Source organism: Streptomyces sp. NRRL WC-3549, assembly GCF_000721935.1.
GTDB lineage: Bacteria > Actinomycetota > Actinomycetes > Streptomycetales > Streptomycetaceae > Streptomyces.
In genome coordinates this window covers 86,966-94,278 of sequence record NZ_KL585400.1, presented here as the reverse complement: position 1 = coordinate 94,278, position 7,313 = coordinate 86,966, and the positions used below count along the sequence as shown (strand labels likewise).

At 72.0% G+C, this 7,313-nt stretch carries 4 protein-coding genes and 1 pseudogene; 1 reads left to right on the top strand and 4 read right to left on the bottom strand.

The features are described from left to right. Positions 1 to 127: 127 nt before the first annotated feature. Positions 128 to 1,897, bottom strand: coding sequence for an arginine--tRNA ligase (gene argS, locus IH13_RS0116250; RefSeq protein ID WP_031085049.1), 1,770 nt, complete (start codon positions 1,895 to 1,897; stop codon positions 128 to 130). A 193-nt stretch (positions 1,898 to 2,090) separates the two neighbouring features. Between argS and lysS the strand changes: the two genes are divergently transcribed. Then, positions 2,091 to 3,854 (top strand): lysine--tRNA ligase, encoded by a 1,764-nt coding sequence (gene lysS, locus IH13_RS0116245; protein WP_199814693.1) that lies wholly within the window; start codon positions 2,091 to 2,093, stop codon positions 3,852 to 3,854. 78 nt (positions 3,855 to 3,932) lie between these two features. Here lysS and IH13_RS37640 read toward each other — a convergent pair. The 3 genes and pseudogenes from IH13_RS37640 to IH13_RS0116230 form a co-directional block, all read right to left on the bottom strand. Continuing rightward, positions 3,933 to 5,423 (bottom strand): annotated as a pseudogene (locus tag IH13_RS37640) (DUF2637 domain-containing protein). Positions 5,424 to 5,605: 182 nt separating this feature from the next. Then, complete coding sequence (locus IH13_RS0116235; protein ID WP_031085044.1) at positions 5,606 to 6,415, bottom strand: DUF3558 domain-containing protein; 810 nt, start codon at positions 6,413 to 6,415, stop codon at positions 5,606 to 5,608. Between the two features lie 183 nt (positions 6,416 to 6,598). Beyond that, a partial coding sequence (locus IH13_RS0116230) for a hypothetical protein (RefSeq protein WP_051835856.1) occupies positions 6,599 to 7,313 on the bottom strand: 715 nt, incomplete at its 5' end.

The window sequence follows — 7,313 nt, the reverse complement described above, 5'->3', positions numbered from 1 at the left end:
GCGCCTGCCGCTGTGGCGCGGGCGGCTGGCCGATGTGACCGGGTGGGCGCTCGGGCGCCCGCAATAGGACGGGCACGGCCGAGGCCCCGGCGCGGTGGCGCCGGGGCCTCGGGACGCGGTCAGCCGGTCACAGCCGCTCGGGCGTCCGGATGCCGAGCAGCCGCATGCCCTGGTGCAGGGTGCGGGCGGTGAACTCGACCAGGAACAGCCGGTTCTCGACGACCTCCGGCGCGTTGTCCTCGCTCAGCACCTGGCACTGGTCGTAGAACGTGGTCAGGTGCGAGGCCAGCTGGTAGAGGTACGCGGCCAGCTTGTGCGGCTCGTACCCCTCGGCGACCTCGGCCAGGACCTCGCCGAACTGGTCCAGGTGCAGACCGAGCGCGCGCTCGGCCGGGGCCAGCTCCAGCTCCGGGTGGGCGACGGGCCGCGCGTCACCCGCCTTGCGCAGGATGGAGCGGATCCGGGCGTAGGCGTACTGGAGGTACACCGAGGTGTCGCCGTTCAGCGACACCATCTGGTCCAGGTCGAACTTGTAGTCCCGCACGGCGGAGGTCGACAGGTCCGCGTACTTCACGGCGCCGACGCCGACGTACCGGCCGTTCTCGACGATCTCCTCCTCGGACAGGCCCACCTTCTCGGCCTTCTCGCGCACCACCGCGGTGGCCCGCTCGACGGCCTCGTCCAGCAGGTCCTCCAGCCGGACGGTGGTGCCCTCACGGGTCTTGAACGGCTTGCCGTCCTTGCCCAGGACCGTGCCGAAGGCCAGGTGGTGCGCCGTGACGTCCTCGTTCAGCCAGCCGGCCCGGCGGGCCGTCTCGATGACCATCTTGAAGTGCAGGGACTGCCGGGCGTCCACCACGTAGAGCAGGGTGTCGGCCTTGAGGTTCTGGACGCGGTCCCGGATCGCGGAGAGGTCGGTCGCCGCGTAGCCGTAGCCGCCGTTCGTCTTCTTGACGATCAGCGGGACCTGGTTGCCGTCCGGGCCCTTGACGTCGTCGAAGAACACGCACAGCGCGCCCTCGGAGCGGACGGCGACGCCGGTCTCCTCCAGGATCCGGCAGGTCTCCTCGAGCATGTCGTTGTATCCGGACTCGCCGACGATGTCGGGGTCGTGGATCTCCATGTCGAGCTTGTCGAAGACCGAGTAGAAGTAGATCTTCGACTCGTCGACGAAGCCCTGCCAGAGCGCCAGGGTCTCCGGGTCGCCGGCCTGGAGGGCCACCACCCGGTCCCGGGAGCGGGCCTTGAACTCCTCGTCGGAGTCGAAGAGGACCCGCGAGGCCTTGTAGATGCGGTTGAGCGACGACATCGCCGCCTCGCCGTCCGCCGTGTCACCCGCGTGGGTCAGCGCGCCCGGGTGCTCGATCAGATACTGGACGAGCATGCCGAACTGGGTGCCCCAGTCGCCGATGTGGTGGCGCCGGATCACCGTCTCGCCGGTGAACTCCAGGATCTGCACCATCGCGTCGCCGATGACCGCCGACCGCAGGTGGCCGACGTGCATCTCCTTGGCCACGTTGGGCTGGGCGTAGTCGATCACGGTGGTGCCCGCGCCGGCCTTCACCGGGACGCCGAGCCGGTCGCCGTCGGCGGCCCGCGCGGCGAGCGTCTCGGTGATCGCCCGGTCGGTGAGCGTGATGTTGAGGAAGCCGGGACCGGAGACCTCGACCTCCTTGATCAGCTCGCCCGCCGGGAGGGAGTCCGTGACCTTGCCCGCCAGCTCACGCGGATTGCCCTTGAGCTTCTTGGCGAGCGCGAGGATGCCGTTGGCCTGGAAGTCGGCCCGGTCGCTTCGGCGCAGCAGCGGGTCCGCGGGGCCGGCCTCGGGCAGTGCTGCCGTCAGGGCGTCCGCCAGCTGCTGCTGGAGCGTGGAAGCGAGGGAAGGGACCGAAGCCATGAGCCGGCTGCCGTTTCGGTAGAGGACAAGTGGTCCGTCCCAGTATCCCATGGGCTGTAAAGCGGGTTTCCGCCCCTGTGGACAGCTCTCCCCCGCCTGTGGAAAGCCGTTTTCGCGCTACGGGCGGCACCTGGGAGAATGGGAGGGCCCCTGGTAGGGGCTTCCCCGATTGGGTCCTAGACGAGAGAAGGACGTGCCGACCGTGGCTTCGAGTCAGAGCAGCACCGAGACCGACTGGGTCTCCCGCTTCGCGGACGATGTCATCGCCGAATCGGAGCGACGTGCGCCTGGCAAACCGGTCGTCGTCGCCTCCGGCCTCTCCCCGTCCGGGCCGATCCACCTGGGCAACCTCCGCGAGGTCATGACCCCGCACCTGGTCGCCGACGAGATCCGCCGCCGCGGGTACACCGTGCGGCACCTGATCTCCTGGGACGACTACGACCGCTACCGCAAGGTGCCGAACGGCGTCGAGGGCGTCGACGAGTCGTGGGCCGAGCACATCGGCAAGCCGCTGACCTCGGTGCCCGCCCCGGCCGGGTCCGCGTACCCGAACTGGGCCGAGCACTTCAAGGCGGCCATGACGAACGCCCTGGACGAGCTGGGCGTCGAGTACGACGGCATCAGCCAGACCGAGCAGTACACCGCCGGCGCCTACCGCGAGCAGATCCTGCACGCCATGCGGCACCGCGCCGACATCGACGCGGTCCTCGACCGCTACCGCACCAAGAAGGACGGCGCGGCGGGCGCGAAGGGCGGCGGCAGGAAGCCGCAGCAGAAGAAGGTGGACGAGGCCGAGCTGGAGGCCGCCGAGGGCTCCGGCGCGGCGAGCGAGGACGACGGCAGCTCGAACGCGGCCGGCTACTTCCCGTACAAGCCCTACTGCGGCAACTGCGAGAAGGACCTCACCGTCGTCACCTCCTACGACGACGACACCACCGAGCTGAACTACACCTGCTCGGCGTGCGGCTTCGCCGAGACGGTCCGGCTCAACGAGTTCAACCGCGGCAAGCTGGTCTGGAAGGTCGACTGGCCGATGCGCTGGGCCTACGAGGGCGTGGTCTTCGAACCCAGTGGCGTGGACCACTCCTCGCCGGGCTCCTCCTTCGTCGTCGGCGGCCAGATCGTCAGCGAGGTCTTCGACGGTGTCCAGCCGATCGGCCCGATGTACGCCTTCGTCGGGATCTCCGGCATGGCGAAGATGTCCTCCAGCAAGGGCGGTGTGCCGACCCCGGCCGACGCGCTGGAGATCATGGAGGCGCCGCTGCTGCGCTGGCTGTACGCGCGCCGCAAGCCGAACCAGTCCTTCAAGATCGCCTTCGACCAGGAGATCCAGCGGCTCTACGACGAGTGGGACGCGCTGAGCCGCAAGGTCGCCGACGGCACGGCGCTGCCCGCCGACGCCGCCGCGTACGCCCGTGCGATCGGCACGGCCGCCGGGGAGCTGCCCAGCACCCCGCACCCGCTGCCGTACCGCACCCTGGCCTCGGTCGCCGACATCACGGCCGGTGCCGAGGACCAGACGTTGCGCATCCTCAGCGAGCTGGACCCGGAGAACCCGCTGACCACGCTCGACGAGGCGCGGCCCCGGCTCGACCGCGCGGAGAGCTGGATCAGCACCCAGGTCCCGGCCGAGGCCCGCACCATCGTCCGCCGGGAGCCGGACGGGGAACTCCTCGGTTCCCTGGACGACAAGGGCCGTGAGTCGCTGCGGCTGCTGCTGGACGGGCTGGAGACGCACTGGTCGCTGGACGGGCTGACGACGCTCGTCTACGGCGTGCCGAAGGTGCTGGAGGGCCTGGAGCCGGACGCCAAGCCCACCCCGGAGCTGAAGGTGGCCCAGCGGTCCTTCTTCGCGCTGCTGTACCGGCTGCTGGTCGGCCGTGACACCGGTCCGCGGCTGCCCACGCTGCTGCTCGCGGTGGGCGCGGACCGGGTGCGGACGCTGCTGGGCGGCTGACACCGCCGCACACGTGGACACGAGGACCGGGCGGGCCGTGGGAACGGCCCGCCCGGTCTCTGCGTCCACGCGGCTGCGTCAGGCGATGTGGTCGGCCGACATCTCGCTGTCGAAGCGCTGCTTGAAGCCCGGCAGCAGGCGGCGCAGCAGGGCGCCGCTGCGCGGATGGCGGATGTTGTGGCCGTCGGCGAGGACGATGTCGAGGACCGCCACGGTCGGGTAGTCCTGGTGCTCCTGCGTGTAGGCGACGAACACCTCGTACGCCTTCTCGCCGAACTCGGCCTCGGCCGCCGCCCACTCGGCCTCCTTCTGGGCGTCCCGGGGCGACTGGGCGTCGTCCGGGGCCTGTTCCCGATCCTGCTCGGGGTGGTACTGCGCGGGGTACGGCGCCCCGGTCCGCTGCTCCGGCTGCCGGGGCGCTGTCTCTTATACACAGTACGGCTGCTCCGGCTGCTGCTCGTACGGCTGCTCCGGCGAGCGGGGGTGCGGGAAGGCGCCGATCGTCCCGACGTCGCCGAGCGGGCGGGTCCGGCCGCCCGGGCCGGAGGGGACCCGTACCGGGGTGGGCTCCAGGCCCTCGACGTACGTCGGGTTGTACGCCCTCTCGTACGCGTCGTCCGGCACCTGGGGTGCGGCGAACCAGGGGCTGTCGTGCGAGCCGGGGCCCTCCTGGGGCGGCGGGGCCGCCTGCTGGTGCTGCGGGGCCGGGCGCCGGTGCTCCGCGGGGGTGCCGGGCTGCTCCTCCTGCTGAGGGGCGTACGGAAGCTCGGGGTGCTGCGCCTCGGCTGGCACGGCCGCCTGGACCGGGCCGGGCGTCTTGGCGAGGCCGGGCGTCTCGGCGGGGCCGGGCGTCTTGGCGGGGCCGGGCGGCAGCAGCGCCGGTTCGATGCCCGCGGCGGCGAGCCCGGCCGGGGCGGTCTCGGAGAGCGGGACGCCGTACTTGGCCAGGCGCAGCGGCATCATCGACTCGATGGGGGCCTTGCGGCGCCAGTTGCGGCCGAAGCGGGCCTGGAGGCGGGCCTGGTAGATCAACCGCTCCTGTTCGAGCTTGATGACCTGCTCGTAGCTGCGCAGCTCCCACAGCTTCATCCGCCGCCACAGCTTGAAGGTGGGGATCGGCGAGAGCAGCCAGCGGGTGAGGCGGACGCCCTCCATGTGCTTGTCGGCCGTGATGTCCGCGATCCGGCCCACCGCGTGCCGGGCGGCCTCGACGGAGACGACGAACAGCACCGGGATCACCGCGTGCATGCCGGTGCCCAGCGGATCGGGCCAGGCCGCAGCGCCGTTGAAGGCGATCGTGGCGGCCGTCAGCAGCCACGCGGTCTGACGCAGCATCGGGAACGGGATGCGCATCCACGTCAGCAGCAGGTCCAGCGCGAGCAGGACGCAGATGCCCGCGTCGATGCCGATGGGGAAGACCAGCGAGAAGTCGCCGAAGCCCTTCTCCAGGGCGAGTGCGCGTACGGCGGCGTACGACCCCGCGAAGCCGATCGCGGCGATGAGCACCGCACCGGCGACCACGACCCCGATGAGTACCTTGTGCATGCGTGTGAGCTGCATGGCGGCCACCCGCGGTCCCCTCCCGAACTTCGACGTACCGGCCCCATTTCGGCCACCGGCGCGGGCACAGCCTGGCACATGCGTGCGATCGGCGTCGCGTGGGGAGGGGCCGGAGCCCGGCCCTCGAAGGAGGTCCGGGCTCGGCGGACAGGCCGGTGATCAGGGGCGTCGGCGCTCGTCCGGCGCGTAGGTCACGACTTGTCGTCGGCCTTGTCGTCGGCCTTGCCGTCGCTCTTGCCGTCGCCCTTGTCCTCGCCCTTGTCCGAGGCCTTCGCGGAGGGTGAGGACTTCCCGGCGTCGTCGGAGCCCTCCGCGCCGACCGCCGCGACGGCCTCCCCGGCGGCCTTCTGCGCGCCCTTGAGGATGTCGGCACCGGACGGGGTCTTCGCGCCCGCGTAACCCGCGCCGTTGTAGGTGAGGGTGACGACGACGTTGCCCGTACGGGACACGATCGTCGCGTACTTGAAGTCCTCGCCCGTCTTCTCCAGGTCGTACGTGACGGAGGTGGCCTCCTCGCCGATGCCCTCGGCCGGCGCGTCCGCCACCTTCTTGGCGCCCTCGGACGCCTTGGCCTTGGCGACCTGCTTGGTGTACTCGGCCGCCGCCCGCTCGGCCCCGCTGCCCAGGGTCTGGTCGGAGGTGAAGCGGGTGAAGCCGACGTCGAGCCAGCGGTACTGCGAGCCCTTGACGCCGTTGTCGTCCAGGCCGTTCCACGAGCAGCTGCCCCGGGTCACGGTGTCGCTGGACGTGCCGGGCGTGCCGCCCTTGGTCTTGGCCTTGGGCACCAGGGACTCGATCGTCTTCTTGCCGAGGGACGTGCAGGCGTCCGGCAGCTCGGAGAACTTCGCGGGCTCGACGGTCGGCTCCGTCGCGCTCGGGGAGGCGGAGGCGGCCGTCTCCTTGTCGTCGCCGGAGTCCGACGAGCACCCGGCGGCGACGAGCATCACCGGGACGGCGGCGCAGGCGAGTATGCGGGACAGTCGCGGGGCTGATCGGTGCATGGTTCCTTCACTCGGACGGCACGGCGGTCTCGGTCGTGCGGGTGGTCGGCGGTGCGGCGGAGGCGCCGGGGCCGGCCCGGTGCTCCGGAGGGCCACGGTACGACGGACGGCGGCGGGATGCCGCCTCGCCGGCGGGCGCCCGGGAGCGGTACGGGGGCGCCGGGGAGCGCCGCCGCGCCCGTGCTACGCGCTGAGGGTCTCGGACAGCTTCCGGGCCAGGGCCTGGGCCTTCTCCTGCAGTTCCTTGCTGTCGGGGACGGCGGTGACGCTCGCCGGCTGCTCGGTGTACCGGATGGTCACGACGACGTTCGATGTGCGGAAGACCACGCTCACGGTGCGGTGCTGCGCGGTGGACCCCGCCCTGGTGAGGACGTCGTCCAGGAACGCGGCGTCGCCGAGGTGGTCGAGCAGCCGCGGGCGCAGGTCGCCGCCCGTGCCGTCGGCGTCCGCGTCGGCCTCGCCGGACGGCGGGGTGGAGCCGGAGGAGGCGGAGGGGGAGCCGGGCGTCGCGTCGCCGGTGCTCCGGTCGGCCAGGTCCGGCAGGGCGGCGTCCTGCTGCTTGGTGAAGACCTCGTCGGCCCGGGCGTCGTCGCTGACCGCGGGGTCGTAGGAGACCACGCGCTCGAAGTCGATCGACAGGTTGCGGGACGCGTCCGGGGCCTCGGACTTCCACCGGCAGCCGACCTTGCGGTCGTTGTCGTAGGTCACGGCCGGCGTGCCCCCGTAGACCCTCTCCTGCTGCTCCTCGGACAGGTCCGCGGCGCCGGGCAGCAGGTCCTTGAGGGTGGGGCGCGGCACCGCGCGGCAGGACTCGGGCAGGGTCCGGTACTTGCCGGGCGCCGCGGCCGTCACCGTGGGGCTGCCGGGCTTGCCGTCGGCGCCGGAACGGCCGGGGGCG

What these genes read in the sequence shown, in the direction of transcription:
- argS (WP_031085049.1), bottom strand. Translation starts at nt 1,897, where the DNA reads ATGGCTTCGGTCCCTTCCCTCGCTTCCACGCTCCAGCAGCAGCTGGCG.
- IH13_RS0116235 (WP_031085044.1), bottom strand. Translation starts at nt 6,415, where the DNA reads ATGCACCGATCAGCCCCGCGACTGTCCCGCATACTCGCCTGCGCCGCC.